General features: G+C 43.5%; 23 protein-coding genes. 13 read left to right on the top strand and 10 right to left on the bottom strand.

Features of this window, described 5'->3' with window-relative positions:
* Window positions 1-12: 12 nt before the first annotated feature.
* Entirely contained in the window at window positions 13-813 is an 801-nt protein-coding gene (locus N473_RS13415; protein WP_063368359.1) for a response regulator, read from the bottom strand.
* 167 nt (window positions 814-980) lie between these two features.
* Complete coding sequence (gene smrB, locus N473_RS13410; protein WP_063368358.1) at window positions 981-1,535, bottom strand: endonuclease SmrB; 555 nt, start codon at window positions 1,533-1,535, stop codon at window positions 981-983.
* Window positions 1,536-1,618: 83 nt separating this feature from the next.
* On the opposite strand from smrB, the gene prmB reads away from it, so the two are divergent.
* Both prmB and aroC read left to right on the top strand, forming a co-directional pair.
* Window positions 1,619-2,554 (top strand): 50S ribosomal protein L3 N(5)-glutamine methyltransferase, encoded by a 936-nt coding sequence (prmB, locus tag N473_RS13405; RefSeq protein ID WP_063368357.1) that lies wholly within the window; start codon window positions 1,619-1,621, stop codon window positions 2,552-2,554.
* A 148-nt stretch (window positions 2,555-2,702) separates the two neighbouring features.
* The gene (aroC, locus tag N473_RS13400; RefSeq protein WP_063368356.1) at window positions 2,703-3,803 is read left to right on the top strand and encodes a chorismate synthase; all 1,101 of its coding nucleotides are present in this window, start codon (window positions 2,703-2,705) and stop codon (window positions 3,801-3,803) included.
* 59 nt (window positions 3,804-3,862) lie between these two features.
* Here the strand turns inward: aroC and N473_RS13395 are convergent, their stop codons facing one another.
* From N473_RS13395 to N473_RS13375, 5 genes are all read right to left on the bottom strand, one after another.
* Window positions 3,863-6,406: an Ig-like domain-containing protein gene (locus N473_RS13395; RefSeq protein ID WP_063368355.1), complete on the bottom strand. Its 2,544-nt coding sequence runs from the start codon at window positions 6,404-6,406 to the stop codon at window positions 3,863-3,865.
* 146 nt (window positions 6,407-6,552) lie between these two features.
* Window positions 6,553-7,392, bottom strand: coding sequence for a mechanosensitive ion channel family protein (locus tag N473_RS13390; protein WP_063368354.1), 840 nt, complete (start codon window positions 7,390-7,392; stop codon window positions 6,553-6,555).
* 31 nt (window positions 7,393-7,423) lie between these two features.
* On the bottom strand, window positions 7,424-8,113 hold the full coding sequence (locus N473_RS13385; protein ID WP_063368353.1) for an LrgB family protein: 690 nt from the start codon (window positions 8,111-8,113) through the stop codon (window positions 7,424-7,426).
* Window positions 8,106-8,396 carry a CidA/LrgA family protein gene (locus tag N473_RS26995; protein WP_196766413.1) on the bottom strand — a complete coding sequence of 97 codons (291 nt, stop codon included), beginning with the start codon at window positions 8,394-8,396 and terminating at the stop codon, window positions 8,106-8,108. The genes N473_RS13385 and N473_RS26995 overlap by 8 nt, the downstream gene beginning before the upstream one ends.
* Window positions 8,397-8,495: 99 nt before the next feature.
* Complete coding sequence (locus N473_RS13375; RefSeq protein ID WP_063368351.1) at window positions 8,496-9,293, bottom strand: crotonase/enoyl-CoA hydratase family protein; 798 nt, start codon at window positions 9,291-9,293, stop codon at window positions 8,496-8,498.
* Between the two features lie 245 nt (window positions 9,294-9,538).
* Between N473_RS13375 and N473_RS13370 the strand changes: the two genes are divergently transcribed.
* The 3 genes from N473_RS13370 to N473_RS13360 are packed head-to-tail and all read left to right on the top strand — an operon-like array spanning window position 9,539 to window position 11,164.
* Window positions 9,539-9,859 (top strand): DUF440 family protein, encoded by a 321-nt coding sequence (locus N473_RS13370; RefSeq protein ID WP_063368350.1) that lies wholly within the window; start codon window positions 9,539-9,541, stop codon window positions 9,857-9,859.
* 24 nt (window positions 9,860-9,883) lie between these two features.
* The gene (locus N473_RS13365) at window positions 9,884-10,699 is read left to right on the top strand and encodes a DUF481 domain-containing protein (RefSeq protein WP_081221167.1); all 816 of its coding nucleotides are present in this window, start codon (window positions 9,884-9,886) and stop codon (window positions 10,697-10,699) included.
* Between the two features lie 6 nt (window positions 10,700-10,705).
* On the top strand, window positions 10,706-11,164 hold the full coding sequence (locus tag N473_RS13360) for a hypothetical protein (protein ID WP_063368348.1): 459 nt from the start codon (window positions 10,706-10,708) through the stop codon (window positions 11,162-11,164).
* 9 nt (window positions 11,165-11,173) lie between these two features.
* Here the strand turns inward: N473_RS13360 and N473_RS13355 are convergent, their stop codons facing one another.
* Complete coding sequence (locus N473_RS13355) at window positions 11,174-11,659, bottom strand: FKBP-type peptidyl-prolyl cis-trans isomerase (RefSeq protein WP_039608704.1); 486 nt, start codon at window positions 11,657-11,659, stop codon at window positions 11,174-11,176.
* 10 nt (window positions 11,660-11,669) lie between these two features.
* Window positions 11,670-12,578, bottom strand: coding sequence for a YgfZ/GcvT domain-containing protein (locus N473_RS13350; protein ID WP_063368347.1), 909 nt, complete (start codon window positions 12,576-12,578; stop codon window positions 11,670-11,672).
* A 230-nt stretch (window positions 12,579-12,808) separates the two neighbouring features.
* On the opposite strand from N473_RS13350, the gene N473_RS13345 reads away from it, so the two are divergent.
* Both N473_RS13345 and N473_RS13340 read left to right on the top strand, forming a co-directional pair.
* On the top strand, window positions 12,809-13,060 hold the full coding sequence (locus tag N473_RS13345) for a succinate dehydrogenase assembly factor 2 (protein WP_063368400.1): 252 nt from the start codon (window positions 12,809-12,811) through the stop codon (window positions 13,058-13,060).
* Window positions 13,061-13,100: 40 nt separating this feature from the next.
* Window positions 13,101-13,451 (top strand): protein YgfX, encoded by a 351-nt coding sequence (locus N473_RS13340; RefSeq protein WP_331248465.1) that lies wholly within the window; start codon window positions 13,101-13,103, stop codon window positions 13,449-13,451.
* 1 nt (window position 13,452) lies between these two features.
* Here N473_RS13340 and nadB read toward each other — a convergent pair whose 3' ends face one another.
* Window positions 13,453-15,048: an L-aspartate oxidase gene (gene nadB / locus N473_RS13335; RefSeq protein ID WP_063368345.1), complete on the bottom strand. Its 1,596-nt coding sequence runs from the start codon at window positions 15,046-15,048 to the stop codon at window positions 13,453-13,455.
* 246 nt (window positions 15,049-15,294) lie between these two features.
* Between nadB and rpoE the strand changes: the two genes are divergently transcribed.
* The 6 genes from rpoE (at window position 15,295) to lepB (ending at window position 20,691) form a co-directional block, all read left to right on the top strand.
* Entirely contained in the window at window positions 15,295-15,876 is a 582-nt protein-coding gene (gene rpoE, locus N473_RS13330) for an RNA polymerase sigma factor RpoE (RefSeq protein WP_039608709.1), read from the top strand.
* A complete protein-coding gene (locus N473_RS13325) occupies window positions 15,877-16,482 on the top strand; it encodes a sigma-E factor negative regulatory protein (protein ID WP_063368344.1) in 606 nt (201 codons plus the stop codon).
* Between the two features lie 51 nt (window positions 16,483-16,533).
* On the top strand, window positions 16,534-17,439 hold the full coding sequence (locus N473_RS13320; protein WP_419555153.1) for a MucB/RseB C-terminal domain-containing protein: 906 nt from the start codon (window positions 16,534-16,536) through the stop codon (window positions 17,437-17,439).
* Window positions 17,436-17,885 (top strand): SoxR reducing system RseC family protein, encoded by a 450-nt coding sequence (locus N473_RS13315; RefSeq protein WP_063368343.1) that lies wholly within the window; start codon window positions 17,436-17,438, stop codon window positions 17,883-17,885. The genes N473_RS13320 and N473_RS13315 overlap by 4 nt, the downstream gene beginning before the upstream one ends.
* Window positions 17,886-17,952: 67 nt before the next feature.
* Window positions 17,953-19,740 (top strand): translation elongation factor 4, encoded by a 1,788-nt coding sequence (lepA, locus tag N473_RS13310; RefSeq protein WP_063368342.1) that lies wholly within the window; start codon window positions 17,953-17,955, stop codon window positions 19,738-19,740.
* A gap of 15 nt (window positions 19,741-19,755) precedes the next feature.
* Entirely contained in the window at window positions 19,756-20,691 is a 936-nt protein-coding gene (lepB, locus tag N473_RS13305) for a signal peptidase I (protein ID WP_039608713.1), read from the top strand.
* Window positions 20,692-20,693: the final 2 nt, after the last annotated feature.

The raw sequence follows: 20,693 nt of genomic DNA, 5'->3' as shown, positions 1-20,693 counted from the left end.
ACTAATTTATGGTTAATTTTGTTCTAACATTTGGTAGATGAGCTGTTTTACGATGTTGGGTTCGAAAGGCTTATCACACATTGCGTTGACACCTGATTGCGCAACGTTTGCTAAATGTGTTTCATTGGCTTCAGAGGTCACCATTAATACAGGTACATGGGCGTGTTCGTCGGAGCGGCGGATCGCTTCAGTGAGCTCCTGCCCATTGACTTCTGGCATGTTGAAGTCCGTGACGATTAAATCAAACATGCTCTCGTGCAGTATATCTAGTGCTTGTGCACCGTTTTCAGCCTCGCTAATACGTGTTGCACCAAGGTTTTGCAGTACTCGCTGAATGTGGTTTCTGGCTAACATAGAGTCATCTACAACCAAAATTCGCAAATCTTGAATGTCGTATAACTCAAGCTCAAGCTCTTGTGGCGAGAGTAAATCCAAAGTGGCATTAATGGCTTTGCCTAGGTGCTCTTTGGTAAAAGGTTTTGGTAGAATGGCTACTACACCAGATTGTTTGTAGGCTTCCAACTGCTGCCTGCGTGTTTCACTGGAGACAAGCATAAACGGTAGCTGGTGTTCACTGAAGTGTTCGTGAACATGATCCAGTAGGGCGAGCGCGTCTCCATCTGCCAAATATAGTGTACAGATTATGAGATCCGGTAAATTCTGATTGAGTGCGTCTATGGCACTACTGACTGAGTCTGCAAAGTCAATGTTTTGCACGCCTTCATCTTTGAGCTCTTTGGCAATAATCTTTCGTTGGGTCACTGACGGTTCGACGAGTAAAATTGTCAGATCTGTACTGAGTAAATCGTTCATTTTAAACCTGAGGATAGAAACAGAAGCTAAATGTCTTCAGCCAGTACAATTTATTTACCTAATGTAGGTTTTTTTCATCAACTGGCTGCACATGATTCAGGCTAATATAGCGTATTTGTAAACGACAGGCTAGTTTGGATAATGGCTACGTTAATGCTTGTTAACTTTTATCTGCGAAACTCTGGGTTTTGTGGTAAGTCTACTAATATCAAAATAGCTCCTTTACCACCATACTCAAGAGGCGCTTGGTGCATAGCAAGAATATCAGGGTGCTGTACCAAGTAATGAGGTACCTTGTGTTTTAAAATACGCTCGCCGATACCATGGACAATACAAGCGCAGCTCACATGCTGCTTTTTACAAGCGTGGATAAGTGCTGCTAGCTCATCTTTGGCAGTTTCTTTGTTCATACCATGCATATCTAGGATCAGCTCTGGTGCGTAATCGCCACGGCGTAGTTGCTTTGCAAGGTACTTATCAGCGCCAGCTCTGACAAAGTTGACGGTACCATGCGTGTCGATATCTGGTACGTATTCATCTGAAAAATAGAACTCCGCCTGATGCTGTTTCTTTTGCTCCGCGATTACCTCTCCTTTGAAACGGGTCGCTTTACGTTCGTGCACCACTGTGTCTTGTTTTAGTGGTTGTGTTCCGGAAATTGCATCACGGAATAAATCAAAGTCATCAGAGGCCATAGCTACTTCAGGGTATTCTCTAGTCATTCGCGCATTTTAAATAAAAAAAGCATAAAAACCTAGTCTAAAAACCGCTACAATGCCGCTATAAATAAAGTGTGAGAATTATCATGAGTGAATTAGCAATAACCAATGAAATCGCCCAAGAGGCTTACGAAGATCTGGTAACCATGCAAGATTGGCTACGTTGGACGACGAGTCAGTTTGTTGCAAATGGTCTTTTTTATGGCCACGGTACCGATAACCCTTGGGATGAGGCGGTAAATTTACTCTTGCCTACGTTAAACCTACCAATTGATGCGCCAAAAGATTTGATGCAAGCAAGGCTGACAGGCTCCGAGAAAAAACGCTTAATTGAAGTGATTAAATTGCGTATTGAACAGCGCATGCCTGTGCCTTACCTGACTAACCAAGCATGGTTTGCAGGTATGCCTTTTTATGTAGATGAACGTGTATTGGTGCCGCGCTCTCCATTTGCTGAACTGATCACACAGCAGTTTCAGCCGTGGGTTCAAGCACCTGAAGAAGTGACTCGTATCTTAGATATGTGCACAGGCTCTGCATGTATTGCGATTGCATTGGCCAAGCATTTTGAAAATGCGCAAGTAGATGCCGTGGATATTTCATTTGACGCATTGGCAGTGGCAGAGATGAATATTCATGATCATATGATGGATGACCGTGTATTTGCGATACAGTCAGACGTCTTTAGTGGTGTACCTGGTCAGAAATACGATTTAATCGTCGCGAATCCGCCTTATGTTGATGCCGAGGATATGGCCGATCTGCCTGATGAGTTTCATCATGAGCCTGAATTAGGCCTCGCGTCTGGAGATGATGGCTTAGATGTGACCCGAGTACTGCTTCAGGATGCGGCCGAGCATCTGACGGAGAACGGTATTCTATTTGTCGAGGTGGGTAATTCTATGGTACATATGGATGCATTGTATCCAGGTGCACCATTTACTTGGCTTGAGTTTGAGCACGGCGGTTTAGGTGTGTTCATGATCAGTAAAAAAGAATTGGTCGCATACTTTAACGATTAAGCTTTGCTGTATATTGCCTGCAAATGGAATATGTTCATTGGCAGCTTGATACGGCAAGGTATGGCAGTGTTGAACACTGTCGAAATTTGGGGGAAATAGCCCCATTGAGGCTTTAGGCCAAAACCGTAACGAGGAATGAGGAAAGTTAATGGCAGGCAATAGCATAGGCCAGCTGTTTCGAGTGACAACCTTCGGTGAAAGCCATGGTACAGCACTGGGTGGTGTTGTAGATGGTGTTCCGGCAGGGCTTGAAATCAGCGAGGCTGACTTACAGGTAGACCTAGATAGAAGAAAGCCAGGACAAAGTCGCTACACGACACAGCGTCGTGAAGGGGACGAAATTAAAATTTTGTCAGGGGTATTTGAAGGAAAAACGACGGGCACCAGTATTGGGTTGTTGATTGAAAATACCGATCAGCGCTCTAAAGACTATAGCAAAATTATGGATGTGTTCCGCCCAGGGCACGGTGATTATACGTACTGGCATAAGTATGGGCACCGTGACTACCGTGGTGGCGGTCGCTCATCTGCACGCGAGACTGCAATTCGAGTGGCGGCAGGTGGTATTGCAAAAAAATACCTTAAGCAAGTTCATGGTATTGAAGTTCGCGCTTGTTTATCACAGCTTGGGCCTATTAAAGCAGACGTATTTAACTGGGATGTGGTAGAGCAAAATGCCTTTTTCTTCCCTGATGAAAGTAAATTAGATGCTTTAGATGAATACATGAGGGACCTAAAAAAGCAAGGTGACTCCATTGGTGCCAAAGTGAAAGTAGTTGCCGAGAATGTGCCTGTGGGATTAGGTGAGCCGGTATTTGATAGGTTAGACGCCGAACTTGCGCATTCTTTAATGAGCATCAATGCAGTGAAAGGCGTTGAAATTGGTGACGGCTTTGATGTCGTTGAACAAAAGGGCTCAGAGCATAGAGATGAACTGACACCAAATGGTTTTGTCAGCAATCATGCTGGTGGCGTACTTGCTGGTATTTCTACAGGTCAGGATATTATTGCCTCTATTGCTTTAAAACCCACTTCGAGTATTACCGTACCAGGACAAAGCATAAATACCGCTAATGAGTCAGTAGAGATGGTGACAAAAGGCCGTCACGACCCATGCGTGGGCATTCGTGCAATCCCAATTGCGGAAGCAATGATGGCCATTACAATTATGGATCACCTACTTAGACAGCGTGGACAAAACCCACATGTTGAAGTGCCTCAAGGTCCAATACCTGCTCAGGCAAAATAAGAAAAGGCACCATGTTGGTGCCTTTTTTGATGCGCTATCGCATTGCTATAAGTACGCCACTAGTTACCTTGGTTCATTTGCGTTAATTTATCACCAATGGGTTTAGAGAAGTTATACCCATCATATTTATCCCAATTGATAGACCACGTCATCACGCCCCCAAATTTGGGATAGTTAAATGCAGGTTTAATCGTACCACAGCTCAGGCCCTTAGTTAGACAGTCTAACGCAGCGATGATGTTGGCGGTCGGCGCTTGACCAGAGTTAGCTGATTTAGGCCCTGAAGGTAAACCGATAGCGACTTGGTCATCTCTCAGGGGCGCAAAGCGTGTGCCGTCGGCCAACTCAAATCCTTCTATGAGCATTTTAGCGTGTGCGACCATCATGTTTACAGAGCCTTCTGGTGCACTACCTGGTTCGTATGGACTTGGTAATCCGCCATTATTGTATAGTTGCACATGAAGCAGATCTAACGTATCTCTGAGCGCGTCAATTAGCGGGATATAAGCTCCCCAAATACCAGTGTAAGCAATCATGCCGCCATGTACATAAGGGTGTTCAGGGGCCATGGTAAGCACCATATTTCCGCCCATATTTTGCTCAATTTGCTTCAGTGCACGCGGTAGGCGAGCTTGTATTTGGGAACCGTGCACTAAGTTAGAGCCGCTTTCCAAATCGATATCTAGGCCGTCAAATCCCCATTCTTGAATGATGTTGGTTAAGCTAGACACAAATTTTGCTTCGTCAGCATCTGTGTTGAGTGTGATTGTGCCCTCAGCGCCACCTAAACTGAGAACAAAGATTTTTCCTTGTGCTTGCAGCGCTTTCATATCGGCTTTGAATTGCACAGGGTCAATGGGTGGACAGTTAGAGCGAATATCTTTCTCGAATGGTTTGAAGTGCACTGTACCATCTGAATTGCGGTCATTTTCTGCAAAAGCAATATCAATGATGTCCCATGCAGGAGACATTTGCGCCAATGGGATAGGGCAGCCTGCTGGATTAACAAAGTTATGCCAATAACCTATCAGTTTATGTGTTTTACCAATTGGTTTATCGATGACATTGATGGTGGTACCAGCGCTTGTTGCTTGGTTCCCGGCACTGTCTTTGGCAATGGCTGTCAGAGTCTGATTGCCAAGCACCGCAGGCGTATATGTCCATGTATATGGTGATGTGCTATCACTGCCGAGCAGCATGCCATTGGCATAAAAATCAACGCTGCTGATTGTGCCTGTCAGTGCTTGTGCCTGAGCGGTGAGGTTTACTGCATCACCTATCACATATTGCGTACCTGCGGTAGGTGAGGTTAAATCAACCACAACTGGTTTGTCAGTAATATTCACTTGTATCTGCTGAGTGCTCACATTGCCTTCGTTATCTGTCGCATTGGCAGATAACGTCACAGCCCCGAGCGTCGTTGGCTGCCAAGTAATAGCCGCAGTTCCATTGGTAAAGCTACCCAACAAGGTTTGGTCGGCGTAGACATCCAATTGTGTAACTGTGCCGTCCGCGTCACTCGCTGACACTTTAACTTCACTGTCTTGCCCTCGCAGTAAAGTACTATTTGGTTGCGGAGATACAAAGCTTACTTCAGGAGCGATTGCACAAACGCCTAAGTCACTCCAAGCGTCAGCCCAGTGCTGCCCGACACCCGGCTCATAAGCCCACTGCGCATTTGAGCTACACCAGCCGCTGACATCGCAGCGGTATTTTCTGTTGTTATGCGAGACAAGCTCGCCACTTTGGTATGCTTGGCCTGCTTGATAAGATTTTAGGCCCGCACAGCCACCTTGTGAAGCGGAGGCGACTTTGATATTCACGATGGCATCGCTGGAAGCGTTTTTATCATCGTTGGCTGAGACTTTTATTTGCACTTGACCCGTGACGTCACTTACCCAGTCATAAGCAATATTGCCGTCAGTAAATGTGGCAACTTCAGTATTATTGATAGAGATTGATGCATTGGTTACTGAACCATCCGGATCGGTGGCAGTTGCTGTAATACGCACTACGTCACCGAGAGCAAATTGATCATTATTGCCCGGTGAGCTTAGCTCAATGGCTGGTGGCGTATTGCTGTTAGCATCTTTAACTTCAATGGTAACCGAACTTGTTTGACTCACGCCTTGATCATCAGTAGCAACCGCAGATACAACATGTGGGCCCAGCTGAGCGACCCAATTGACTTGGTATGGTGCCTGATTGTCAAAACCGACTGAGACATCATCAATAAAAAATTCGACTTGCCCAATAGCGCCGTCCGGATCAGACGCACTTGCCGATAAGACAACGCTGTCATTTGATTTAAAAACACTTCCTTGGGTGGGGGTTAACAAGGCCACTTCTGGGCTTTGATTGCCACCACAAACACCTAAGTTTTTCCAAACTCTATAGTCCCCAGAGTTTTGTTGAGGGTCTTCATTTTGACTATACCATCTCGCTTCGAAAGCACTATTTAAATGCTTGATTTGATCTCCAGCACGATAGACTTCAGAAGCTTGCCAAGTCGCCAAGCCTGTGCAGTTGGCTGCGAGGGTTTGCATGCTAGATAGCAGCAATACGCTACTGCCGAGCAAATAGCTCATATTGCTTTTTCTCATTGTTTTTCTCCTTTTACATGTTGTATGTTTTGTGAACAAAACGTATCCAGCATAGAGCTATGTTAAGGGTTAATCAATGGCTTTTTTTTCGGCGACCTGCGTAATCGAAGTGAGTCAGTGGCGTCACCCACTGACTATGTTTGTGTTCAATCTAGTTTTGATGCATTTGATTTAATAGTAATAACGCGTTGAGGGAATGGGATTTCGATCTGTGCTTCTTTGAAGCCTTGGTAAATTGCGTGATTGACGGTGAGCTTGTTTTCTATCAGAGAAATCGTCGGTGTCCAATATCGATAGCTAATAGTCACTGAGCTGTCAGCAAATTCCTCAATGCCGACTTGTGGCGCAGGATCTTGAGCCACATTATCGTCATGACGGAGGATGTTTTCGATCACTGAAATGGCGGTCGTAGCAGAGGCACTGTAAGCGATACCTATTTGGCCTTCTACGTGAGAATAATTAAAAGAATTATGCAAGACTTCACCAATGATATGTTTGTTAGGTACGGTTATTTCAACCTTTTGTTCATTGATTAAAATAGTATGACCGAGTTCAATTGATTTTACTTGGCCGCTAACGCCTTTAACTGAAATTGTGTCACCAACGACGAAGGGGCGTGTCGCTATCAGCGCAAGGCCTGCACCATAGTTTGATAACATCCCTTGTACTGCAAGGCCCGCCCCAAGCGAGGCTGCGCCAATGGCTGCGACAAATGGCGTCACGCTGATACCAATTTTACCCAGAGCAATGATGATAAACATGGTGACCACAATCACCTTGACCACATTAGATACAAAGTTTGTTAAGGTAATATCGATATTGTGCCTAACCAATAACGTATGTGTTGCACCCGCTAACTTTTTGGCTAGCCACAAGCCAAAAGCGATAATTAAAATAGCCGCAAGCAATTGCATACTATAGGTGAGCAAGTATGTGCGGATCATGTCGTAGTATTTCTCAAACTGTGCGATTTCTTGCTCTATCAAGATAGGCTCCTTGATGTGTAGTGTGAATGAGTTAACTGTTGAAGTGATTGAGTATAGTAAAAAGTACAGGCACCCAAAAAGCACTAATGATTGCGCTGAGTATCATCGCGGCAGAGGCGAAAGCGCCAGCAAGAGGGTGGTGTTCCATGGCGGCAGCTGTACCAATGGCGTGACAGCTGACACCCAGAGCGATCCCCTTCGCTTGCGGTTGGGTGACGTTGAATAGTGACAGACTATAAACACCAAATACACCGCCCAATACACCTATTAAAATAACCATTGCCGCCGCGATACTTGGTAAGCCACCTAAAGACTCTGTAATGAGCAATGTGATAGGCGTTGTCACTGATAACGCCATCATGGTGCTGGTTAAGACATCGCCTGCACCAAGTAGAATACATATGATATAGGCGATGAGTGTAGACAGTGAAATACCGACAAAGGCACACAATGTGAGTAAAGCAAAGACCGGTTTTATATAGGTGAATTGTTGGTATAGTGGGTAAGCAAGCGCAACCACGGCAGGCTCTAATAGCCAATCAATAGGTAGGCTCACGTGAAAGTATTGGTCATAGCTAACCCCAGAGATGAGCAGCAATGCACTGATCATAGCGATACAGATCAGCACGGGATTGAGCAGTGGACTTGGCCAAGTGAGGTAAATCTTCCTTGTTACTAAAAAAAGTAAAGTCGTTAAAGCACATGCCAGTATGCTAATCACGGTACTGTCCTTTTGCTGCTAGTTTGCCGACGCAAAATAATATGATGATGGGGAGTACGGTTAGTAGTAGGCTTATTAACACGATATGTTCAGCTATCATGGTTAGATGGCTAATAAAGCCAACCCCAACTGGAATAAAAAACAGGGGTAAATATTTGATTAATAATAGGCTTATGGGGGCAAGTTTATCTGGATTTATGATATTAAATATAAGCAATAGAAACAGTACGATTAACCCCACCAAAGGCGCCGGAAAGTTAACCCCAGTCAGAGCGATCAGCATTTTGGCACTGTAGAGGCATATTACAATGCAGAACATGCCGAATAGGTAGTGAAATATTTGCACTGGCGTTTCATTAACTTGTTATTGGCAATAGGAGATTTATTTCCACTTTGCACGTTTAAAATAAGGTTTATTATTACTTCCTTTTACACCATTTTTCATAGCGATACGAGTGTTTTTTGTGCACAGCAGTTTAATCTGATACCAGGTTTCAAGCCATAACAATCTTCTCGATGGGGGAAGATATGCACGGTTATAAAGCTGTTTGATGGCGGCTAAGGCGTCGGGGGAATGATGACGAAGAGCATTAATCTGTTGTTCAATGTAGCCTACTGGATTGTCATGAACCGCTGTAATAAGGCCGAACTCTTTAGCTTGATGTGCGTCTATACGTTCAGCACTCATTGCTAAGAGTAGGGCGTTATCCTGATTAATATAGGATGGTAAGATGATGCTAGTGCCCATATCTGGACACAGTCCCCATCTAGACTCCATGATAGCCACCTGCGCGTTAGGTTTGGCGATGCGAAAGTCAGCACCCAGCGCAATATGCAGCCCGCCACCCAAGCAATTACCTTGTAAAATGGCATAAACAGGGACAGGTAAAGTACGCCAACCTAAAACGACACGCTGTACTAAGTTTTGGTTACCTGGGAGCAATTTGAACAACAGCTTGATTATATGACTTGGACGTTTGGTAACACTTTGTACATCGAGTCCCGAGCAAAAGTGTTCGCCTTCACTCTGAATAATCACGGCCCTTACTTGGTGATTAACACGGATCTGGTGAATGATTTGGTCCAGCTGTTTGAACATCTCAAACGAAAGAGCATTTTGCTTTTCTGCGCGTTTTAGTGTGATCCACGCAACATCGTCGATAATATCCAATTGCACCATAGTCGCTCCGTTTTTATTATTTTTATTCTTCAGTAAAGTCTAGAGTAAAAATTCTAATTTAGCTAGTTTGTATTTTAATGGGTACAAACACGCAGATAGCCACAATTTAAAGCTAATTTAAGTCGACTTTGCTGCATTTGTAACTGTTATTTGGCGTTAAATTTATTTAATACACCCTATCCGAGTAGAAAAAAAATTGATGATTTTGGTATTATTAACTGGCTTATTTAGTTAGGGGTGAGGACATGAGTGCAAGACTAAGCAGTATTGAAGAAGTAACACATCAGGCATACGATATTTTTCTAGAGTTGGCGCCAGATAATTTATCTCAAGAAGACATTGATCTGTTTAATGAGCATAGAGAAGAGTTTGGTTTTATCGAAGAGGCTGATGTTGACGATAGTTGGCAAGCCGTTGTTGCCTTTGAACAGGAGGCGGAAAAAGCGCATTTTGTTCAAGTCACGATTGGAATAGAATTTGAAGACGGTGATGAAGTATTTGCTAAAGTATTAATAAGCAGAGATTTAGATGCGCCATTTTGCCATGTTGTCTGGAAGCAATCATAAAGAGTTCGTTGTTTAGTGAAAAAAATGAAGTTACTTCTATTGATGTCTGCTTTTTGCAGTTTGCAGGCATTTGCAGTTGATCCGTTTGAAGATTTTCATAAGTATGGCGAGCTGTCTGAAGAAGAAATCCATGAACTGCACGAAGGTGAGTTTTTGTATGGAGATATGGAATTCGGGTTTATTGCGAGCAGTGGTAATACAAAAAACTCATCATTTAAAATAAAAGGTAATGTTTATCAAGATTTTAAACATTGGCGCAACCAGTTTAAAGTCGATGGGCACTACGCAGATGAAACCGATACGGAAACTGGCATTGATGACGAAACCGCGTCACGGTATTTTTTATCTGCTAAAACAAGTTATAAATTTGGCGTAGATAACGAATCGTTTTTTGTTTACGGTGATTATGAAGCCGATAAGTTTAATGGTAGAGAATATACCGCAACATTTGTTGTTGGATATGGTAATAGGTTGTTTGAAGGGCGCAAGAATACGGTCGACTTTCATGTAGGGCCAGGGGTAGCTGTTTATCGTGTTGATGATGAGACTGAGCTCCTCCCCGACGAGGAAAGAGTTGAACGAGGGCATCTATTGCGCGCTTCATTGCAGTGGGCGCGAAATATTTCAAAGCGAACTCGGTTTAATCAAGACTTTAGCTACGAAGAATCCTTATCATCTCTGGGTTCTCGAGGCTTTTCTGAAACCGCGTTGATCAGTCAAGTAATCGAAGGCTTATCGCTTAAAGTTTCTTACACATACAGGTATAATTCTGCACCAGAAGAAAATAAACGCAAAGTTGATACCGAACTCGGTGTAACGTTTGTATATAGTTTTGATTGAGGCAATATGTATCAGAAGACGCAACTTGCATGGGCAATTTGGGGTATTTTAGCGTGGCTAAGTACTTTTGTCGTAATAGGGCTGGTTTTACTTGGCGCAAATGTTGGTGTGATTGCATTTGGTGCAATCTTGTTACTAGTGGCTGTGGCATTTTATGGATTAACAATTAAGGTTGATACACAGCAACAGCAGTTGAGCTGGTGGTTTGGACCAAAAATAGCCAAGAAAACAATTCATTTTGATGATATTGATGAAGTACGTGCTGTGACGAACTCGTTTCGACATGGTATTGGCATTCGTATTTCTCATGATGGTTGGGTATATAGCGCATCAGGCTTCAAAGCGGTAGAAGTCAGTATGTCCGATGGCACAAAGTACCGCTTAGGTACATCAGATCAAGCAGGGCTGCTTGAGGCGATGAAAGCCAAAGTAAAGCAAGAAGAACAAGAAAAAGGCGCCGAATAGGCGCCTTTTTTAGTGGTCGTGCCCGCAGCCGCCGGGGCTATGAACATGGCCATGAGCCAGTTCATCTGCGGTGGCTTCACGTACTTCCAGTATTTCAACGTCAAAGTGCAGAGTAAGCCCTGACAGGGGATGGTTACCATCGACGATGACTTCATCACCTTCTACACCGATCACGATAACCGCTTGCTCACCTTCATCTGTGGTTGCGCGAAACTGCATGCCCACTTCGACGTCGATACCTTCAAACATGCTTTTTGGAACAGCTTGCGTTAAGTTATCATTGCGTTCGCCATAACCTTCTTCAGGTTTCACTGTGACACTGACTTTGTCGCCAGCTTGCTTGTCAATCAGCGCATTTTCTAAGCCTTCAATTAAAAAACCGGTGCCAATAATAAATTCGAGTGGCTCTTCATCAAACGTGTTGTCAATGGTATTTTCATTGTCATCCAAAACAGCATAATGCATTTTTACCACTGCATTTTGAGCAATTTTCATAGTGTTTCCGTTAATTATCTTCTATAGAGTAAGGCAGTGCCTTAAGGGCTAGCGATACTGAACCGTTGTCTTTTGGCCTCAATATCGCTGAATCTTCTAAGTCATTTGGTAAGACTGCCAACGCATAGTAGGTTTTTGTCGTTAGATCGTAGGCTTGATGAATAACCTTACCAGCTCTGCGCCAATTGTCTTCCTCAAGTTGCATTTCAAGGTCTTTAACATCCAATGGGTTTTCTGATTGGCCATATACAATAAACATGGCACGCTTATTCTTACCCAAATATCGCATTCGAGCGACCGTTTCTTGACCAGTATAGCAGCCCTTTTTGAAGCTAATGCCATTCAAGGCTTGTAAGTTGACCATTTGTGGTACGAACTCATCAATACCATGTTCACCTAATTGCGGTTCTCCAGCAAGAATATCGCGGATCTGGAAAGCGCTCGGATCGCGTTCAACAGTGAATGCGTCAGGAATAGATTCGGCGTGCTCGAATATTAAGATGAGGCTACCATCATCCAATTTTAGTGCTTTACCTGCTGCAAACTGACAGGCGTTACTGTCAGCATCAAATACCAGTTCAAGAGTCTCGCAGATGTCGTTAGCAGCGTCATTCAGTACACCAAAGCATTTATGCTCGGTAATGTTTATGTCTACTTGTGCAAATACGCCATATTTACTTAATTCACGACATGCCACTTCTACTTCAGGTTCTGAGCCAAGTAAATAATATGCCTCATTAAGACGAAAAATGCGCAGTGCAGCCCATAGCTTACCTTTTGGACTACAGTGGCCCGTCCATAAGAAATTATTGTCTTGGACTAGGTTAATATCTTGAGTTACCTGTCCATGAAGGTAGCTGAGTTTTTCTTGTCCGGATACTGAGAGTAAGCGAAGAGGGAGTTGGTATACAGTGGCCATCAAGCTGATCCTGAGTAAATAGTTTAGATAATGTTACCTGATAAATGGGTGCTGAGATAGGCAAAACCAAGATCAAATGACAATAATTCTTAATAATGACTATCCGCTGAACAGTCTGTTTAGTTTTGCGCTAGCACAATAGAAATACGAACATATTTTCCTGATTGATGACTATCGGTTATACTGCCAAGCGTGATTTATATGTGTTAAATAAGAGGTATTTGAGCAATATGGAACAATTGTATCCAAAGCCCCGCATTAAGTGGGCCTGTCGCCGTGGCATGTTAGAGTTAGATGTATTGCTTGAGCCATTTGTTGATGAGGCTTATGACCAATTAAGTGATGCGGATAAGCTGGTTTTTCAACGTTTATTAGAAGTCGAAGACCCTGACTTGTTTGCATGGTTTATGGGTCATGAAAAGTGCCCACACCCAGATTTAAATAAAATGGTGCAATTCATTCTTGATAGAGTCCGCGTATAGTATCTCTTTTCAAAACAACCGATTAGACCACAAACTATGTGTGGTCTTTTTTACTTTTCTGGGGTTTTCTCTGTGCTTAATCGTACCATCATTGTGGTGGCTTGGGGTGATACTAAGTTATTTAGGTTATCTCTATGCACTTAAGCACGCGTCTAAAATCATGCCAGTATCAGGCAACTTAGTGTTGATTGAGCAAGACGCTTGGCTGCAGATATCACAACAGGGTACGGTCTTGGAAGGCGTGATAAAACATGCGCAATTACATGCTGCGCTGTTGACCTTTGAGATACACACCAATGGCGGCAAAAAGCATAGGTTGGCATTTGTTGCCAATGCAATGGACTCAGCCAGTTGGCGCCATCTGAGTCGCATTGCATTACAGGCGAATTAAATTACGGTGTTAGTATTGTTGGCTCTGGATGATCGTGTTGCTCTGGGTAATCTAACGTATAGTGAAGTCCTCGGCTTTCCGTTCTCGCGAGTGCACTGCGAATAATGAGCTCGGCCACCTGAACAAGGTTACGCAGTTCTAATAAGTTGTTACTAACCCTGAAATTGGCATAGTATTCATGAATTTCTTGCTGCAGTAGTTCTACACGTCTTAATGCACGCTCTAGACGTTTGGTTGAGCGAACGATGCCGACATAGTCCCACATAAATAACCTTAACTCGTGCCAATTATGGGTGATCACCACTTCTTCATCAGAGTCGCTCACTTGGCTCTCATCCCAAGGAGACAATGCGCTTGCCTCTGGCTGTGTATCAATGTTTGACAGTATGTCTTGTGCAGCAGCATGCGCAAAAACAATACACTCAAGTAGCGAGTTGCTTGCCATACGATTGGCTCCATGCAGCCCTGTATAGGCGACTTCACCAATGGCATACAAATTAGCGATATCCGTTTTTCCGTTAAAATCAGTCATGACACCGCCACATGTATAATGTGCGGCAGGAACGACGGGAATAGGCTCTTTAGTGATATCTAATCCGACACTCAAGCACTTTGCATATATGGTAGGAAAGTGCTCGATAATAAAATCTTTATTTTTATGGGATATATCTAAATAGACACAGTTTGCGCCCAATCGTTTCATTTCGTAATCAATCGCGCGAGCGACGACATCTCTGGGTGCCAGCTCTTCTCGTTCATCAAAATCAGGCATAAAGCGTGTACCATCGGGTCGCTTTAAGTGGGCTCCTTCACCACGCATGGCTTCTGTGATCAGGAAGTTTTGTAACTCAGGGTGATATAAACTCGTCGGATGGAACTGATTAAACTCCATATTGGCCACTTTACACCCTGCACGCCACGCCATTGCAATGCCATCACCACTCGAAACGTCCGGGTTGGAGGTGTATAAATACACTTTGCTGGCACCACCCGTTGCTAAAGCAACATACTTTGCAGCAATGGATTCTACGCAGTTATGTTTGCGATTATATACATAAAGACCATTAACCCGTTTGTCTGTCGATGCCTTATTTGTGATCAGGTCGATGGCATTGTACTGCTCTAACACCTGAATATTATGGTGCTCAAGTACGCGCTCAACCAAGGTGGTTTGGACGGCTTTTCCTGTCGCATCAGCGGCATGCAATATGCGTCTATGACTATGTCCGCCTTCTCGTGTTAGGTGATAGCGCTCTTTGCCTTTACTATCAAACTCCATGTCAAATGGCACACCTTGCTCAATCAGCCATTTTAAGCACTTTTTGGCATTAGAAGCTGTATAGTGGACAGCCTCTCTATCACACAAACCCCCACCTGCTTTTAAAGTATCTTCAACATGAGACTCTATGCTGTCATTTTTTTTATCAAATACAGCGGCGATACCACCTTGCGCATAAAGTGTTGAACCTTCTTTTAAAGCCCCTTTGCTGATAACAGTAACTTGGCAATGATTTGCCAAAGAAAGGGCGAGGCTGAGTCCGGCTGCGCCGCTACCGACAATAATAACATCTGTCTGATGCTGCATTTTTTTCTTCATGTTAGTGGTTCTTAGCTTTTAAAGTTTTATTACAACTACAAAGATAGCGTCTATCATATATCAATAACACGCATGCTTACGAAATAAAAAGCGTAGTTGTGTATCGTCTACGACGAAGTAATACGGAGTATTTTAAAAAAAATATTAAAAAAACAGAACTTTTTATTCATGGTAGAGTCAGACTAGCTGTAAAATGATGGCAACACTGCGCGAATATAAGTAATAACAAGAGGAGTACCGGCTCGAATGAACGAGCAGGATTTGGATTTAGAATTAGTTAGAAAAGTTCAGCAAGGAGACAAAAACGCTTTTAACCTTCTGGTTGCCAAATATCAAAATAAGGTGGCGGCGTTAATATCTCGATACGTATCTAACTCTGGCGATGTAGCCGATGTGGCTCAAGAGGCTTTTATTAAAGCGTATAGAGCGTTACCGAATTTTCGCGGTGACAGTGCTTTCTATACTTGGTTGTATCGAATTGCGGTGAACTGTTCTAAAAATTATTTAGTGTCACAGGGGCGTAAAGCGCCAGCCAGTGATATAGACGCTGAAGAGGCTGAAGTGTATGACGGTGCAGACCAGTTAAGGTCTAACGCGTCGCCAGAAAGCCTACTTCTCACTGATGAAATTAAAGCAGTTATCTTTAAGACAATAGAAGAGCTGCCCGATGATTTGAAAACGGCGATAACTTTAAGAGAGATCGAAGGAATGAGCTATGAAGAAATCGCTGTGGTAATGGAGTGTCCTGTTGGTACAGTCAGGTCACGGATTTTTAGGGCACGTGAAGCCATAGATAAAAATATTAACCCACTCATAGGTAAAGATTAAATGACGCAGTCAAAGTTTGATGTAAATAATGAGCAAATGACGTCTGAGATATTGGATGCAGAGCGTGAACTAAATTCAGAAAGTCAAGCTCACTTAAATGCAGATAAATTTGCTCGTTACTCGCTGATAGGTGATGTAATGAGACAAAAAGATCAGGCGACGCCTTGTATCGATATCACAGCGAGTGTGGCGGCGGCCATTGCAGAAGAACCTGTTTACAATATGACTGATGATGTTGCTCCGCAGACGCAACAAGTAAAAGAAAATAATGTGGTACAAATGTCATTTTGGCGTAAACCGCTATCACAAGTTGCCATTGCGGCCAGTGTTGCATTGTGTACAGTGGTTGGGGTGAATAACTTTATGCCCCAAAATAGCATTGATACACAGGCACCTGTGTTACAATCTATGCCTTTAACAGGTTCTGTTTCACCTGTGAGTCTATCATCTGAGCCAGCGATGCAGTCTGCTGAGCGTGGTGTGAGAGAACTACAAAAACAGCGCATAGGTGCTTTGGTATTGGAGCACCAACGTCAATCTAGAATGGCCCATGCTTTGTCCCAGAACACTAAGCAGGCAGAGAAGGGCAACCAAGAGGAACAATAAATCTTGATTAAATGGCTCGCGGTTTTACTGGGGATATTATATAGCGCCCAGATGTACGCCAATGAAAATATAAATGCACGGCAGCTTCTCAAAGATATGTCGATGGCCGTGCAAGAGCGTAACTTTGACGCCTCCTTTGTTGTGGTGAAAGGCAAAGGCATGGAACCATATCGATGGTTACATGGCCAGGTTGAGCAGACAGATTTAGAAATTTTAACCTTACTAAATGGTGCCGGCCTTGAGGTGGTACGGATTGATGATGTGGTTACGTATTTTGAACCTCAAACTGAACCATATTCGCTTAGCACTGATGTGATTGACGGCCCCATCCCTGAGGTTTTACTTCGTGATATTGGTGCGCTTGATCAGAGTTATGATTTTGTTCTTGGTGGCAAAGAGCGCATTGCAGGTAGACCTGCCCAGCTTGTTAGGCTGGTGGCAAAAGATGAGACGAAATACAATTACTGGCTTTGGGTTGATTTACAATCAGCGCTGCTGTTAAAAGCCGCTTACGTAAATCAGCGCGCTGAAGTACTTGAGCAGTTGCAGTTAACTCATATTTCGGTCACTGAAAAACCGGCGAGTCAATTGTTAGATCTCAAAGAGAAAGCATTACCAAAACCGGTGTCTGAAATTGTTGATGAACCCCATGTAAAACAGCAAAATAATTGGCAAATAGGTTGGTTGCCAAAGGGTTTTAAACTGTTAAAGTCTGACAGGCATAAGCTTGATTTAAATAATGAATTGGCAGATTACTTTTTATATTCTGACGGACTAGTCGAGGTCTCTGTCTTTGTGCAGCGTCCGCTTACTGGGCAACGAGCTAGTGGGGCACTGACGTCTGGCGCGACGACTGTGTACGTGCATAATGCAGGCGCGTTTGATGTATCCGTAGTAGGAAAAGTCCCCGTTGAAACTGCAAAATCTATCGCAGAATCAGTTAAGCGCTCCTTATGATTGAACAAACACTCACAGTGTCTGAGCTAAAAGGAAACACTGCTTGGCTGATCTCAGAGCAAAAACCTGCCTGTGAGGGCTGCAATGGTAAATGCGGCTCTCAAGTTTTTAGCAAGCTTTTTGGTACTCATAAAAAAGCATTCCCACTCTCTATCCCCCAAAAATTGAGTGTTGGTCAAAAGGTAAAATTGGCGCTCGATGACAGCAAGGTTGTACAGCACGCGCTTTGGGTTTACCTCTTACCTTTGATCATGGCATTTATTGGTATGTTCGGTGCCTTACTTCTTTTTTCATTATCAGAACCCGGGCAAATTGGCTTTGCAGCCTTTTTTGCGTTTTTAGGCTTTTTGATGGCGAAAAAGAAGGGGCAAAGCCTAAAACATGAGGTGAAAGTGATAAAAATTTATCCAATTAGCCTTCCAGTCACGCAAATAGATGGTGATTAAGTCAAATAAATTGTAAAATCGTCGTTTAATCTCTATTTGTGAATAACAGAAGTTTAGAATCCAGTATATGAAGCATATCCGTAACTTTTCAATTATAGCCCATATAGATCATGGAAAATCGACACTTTCGGACCGCTTAATCCAGGTATGCGGTGGCTTGTCAGACCGCGAAATGCAGCAGCAAGTACTGGATTCAATGGAACTCGAGCGTGAGCGCGGTATTACGATTAAAGCGCAAAGTGTTACCTTGAACTATACAGCACAAGATGGCGAAACCTATCAGTTAAACTTTATCGATACACCAGGACACGTTGACTTCACTTATGAAGTATCACGTTCATTGGCTGCCTGTGAAGGTGCATTATTAGTTGTCGATGCAGGTCAAGGTGTAGAGGCACAGACGCTTGCCAACTGTTACACAGCAATTGAAATGGACTTAGAAGTCGTTCCAATTCTGAATAAAATTGATTTACCTCAGGCCGATCCTCTGCGCGTTGCAGAAGAAATCGAAGAGATCGTAGGTATTGATGCGCTAGAAGCTGTGCAATGTAGTGCGAAGACCGGTATTGGTATTGATGCCGTTCTAGAAGAGATTGTAAAGGAAATTCCACCACCTGAGGGTGATGTGAATAAGCCATTACAAGCGTTGATCATCGACTCATGGTTTGACCCTTACCAAGGTGTTGTATCACTTGTACGTATTAAGCATGGCCAACTACGTAAGGGTGAAAAAATCAAAATTATGTCTACGGATCAAGTTCATATCGTAGATAAAATTGGTATTTTCACGCCAAAGCAAACCGAGACAGGTGCGCTAACGAGTGGTGAAGTGGGCTTTATCATCGCAGGTATTAAAGACATTCATGGTGCACCAGTTGGTGATACGATAACCCTTGCAAAAGCGCCAGCAGAAGAAACACTGCCGGGCTTCCAGAAAGTGAAGCCGCAAGTTTATGCGGGTATGTTCCCAATCTCTTCAGATGATTACGAAAACTTCCGTGATGCACTGAATAAATTGAGCTTGAATGACGCATCTTTGTTCTTCGAGCCTGAAAACTCTACGGCACTTGGTTTTGGTTTCCGCTGTGGCTTCTTAGGTATGCTACACATGGAAATCATCCAAGAGCGTCTAGAGCGTGAATATGACATGGATCTTATCACCACTGCGCCTACAGTGGTCTATGAAGTTGAAACCAAAGATGGTGTTATTCAAATCGATAACCCGTCTGATTTACCACCGGTTAATGACATCTTAGAAATCAGAGAGCCGATTGTAGAAGCCAACATCTTGGTACCACAAGAGTATTTAGGTAATGTGATTACGTTATGTATCGAGAAGCGTGGTGTACAAACTAAGATGAGCTATCACGGTAATCAGGTTGCAGTAACATATGAATTGCCGATGGCTGAAGTGGTTATGGACTTCTTCGATAAATTGAAATCGACGAGCCGCGGCTTCGCATCGCTTGACTATAACTTCAAACGTTTCCAGGTATCTGACATGGTTCGCTGTGATATTCTCATTAATGGTGATAGAGTGGACGCACTTGCGATCATTGTTCACCGTGATAATGCACAGAGCCGTGGCCGTCAGTTGGCTGATGCTTTGAGAGAGTTAATTCCAAGGCAGATGTTTGATATTGCGATTCAGGCTGCGATTGGCAACCACGTAATTGCCCGTACAACGGTAAAACAGTTACGTAAAAACGTAATTGCGAAATGTTATGGTGGTGACGTGAGTCGTAAGAAGAAGCTATTACAAAAGCAAAAAGAAGGTAAGAAACGCATGAAGCAATTAGGTAACGTTGAAGTGCCGCAAGATGCGTTCCTTGCAATATTAAAAGTAGGTAAGTAACAGGAATTATTATTTATGGCAGGTTATTTTTCGGTCTTTCTCGTGCTGTTGACTTTGGGATCGGGCCTGATCTGGTTGATAGATCACTTAGTGTATGCACCAAAACGTAAGGAACGTATTGCCCTTGCCCAAGGCGCTTCAGAACAGCCTTTGGATCAAGAAGTTATTGACCAGATTGCACCTGTGCCTGCCATAACTGATAGTGCAAAGTCTATCTTTCCAATGATTGCGGCGATCACAGTGTTTCGCTCATTTATCTTTGAACCCTTTCAAATTCCGTCAGGTTCAATGATGCCAACGTTGTTGGATGGAGACTTTATTTTGGTGCAAAAATATGCGTACGGCATTAAAGACCCGGTTTGGCGTTCTCAGCTAGTTGATGTTGGTGAGCCAGAGCGTGGTGATATTGCTGTATTCAAATTCCCGTTGGACGAGCGTATTGACTTTATCAAGCGTATTGTCGGTTTGCCTGGCGATCGAATTGTTTATCGTAATCGTCAGCTTTTCATTCATCCAAAATGTGAAGAGGGCGAGCAAAGCCGAAATGGACTAGCGTGTGGAGAGTTCAACAAGATTGACGTTGAGATTGTTAATCGTGATGAATTTAAGCAAGGCTCTATGCCACTAGTACGTTTGACAGAATCTCTACCTAATGTTGAACATGATATTTTAATTAACCCGAAAGCACTGGAACTGTCAGAGCGTTATTACCAGCAACCTGGTACTCGCCGAGATGAGTGGGTCGTTCCAGAAGACAGCTATTTTGCTGTCGGCGATAACCGTAACAATAGTCAGGACAGCCGCGTATGGGGCTTTGTTCCTAAAGAAAACTTAGTTGGAAAAGCTGTATTCATCTGGATGAGTTTTGATTTTGATAACGGTCCAGATAGCTTATTGCCAGGCTGGGTTCCAACAGGTGTTCGTTTTGAACGCCTAGGTAATATTCAGTAACA

It is taken from the genome of Pseudoalteromonas luteoviolacea CPMOR-1, from assembly GCF_001625685.1.
Lineage (GTDB): Bacteria > Pseudomonadota > Gammaproteobacteria > Enterobacterales > Alteromonadaceae > Pseudoalteromonas > Pseudoalteromonas luteoviolacea_K.
The sequence above is the reverse complement of the archived record's forward strand: the minus strand, read 5'-3'. Positions and strand labels throughout refer to the sequence as shown.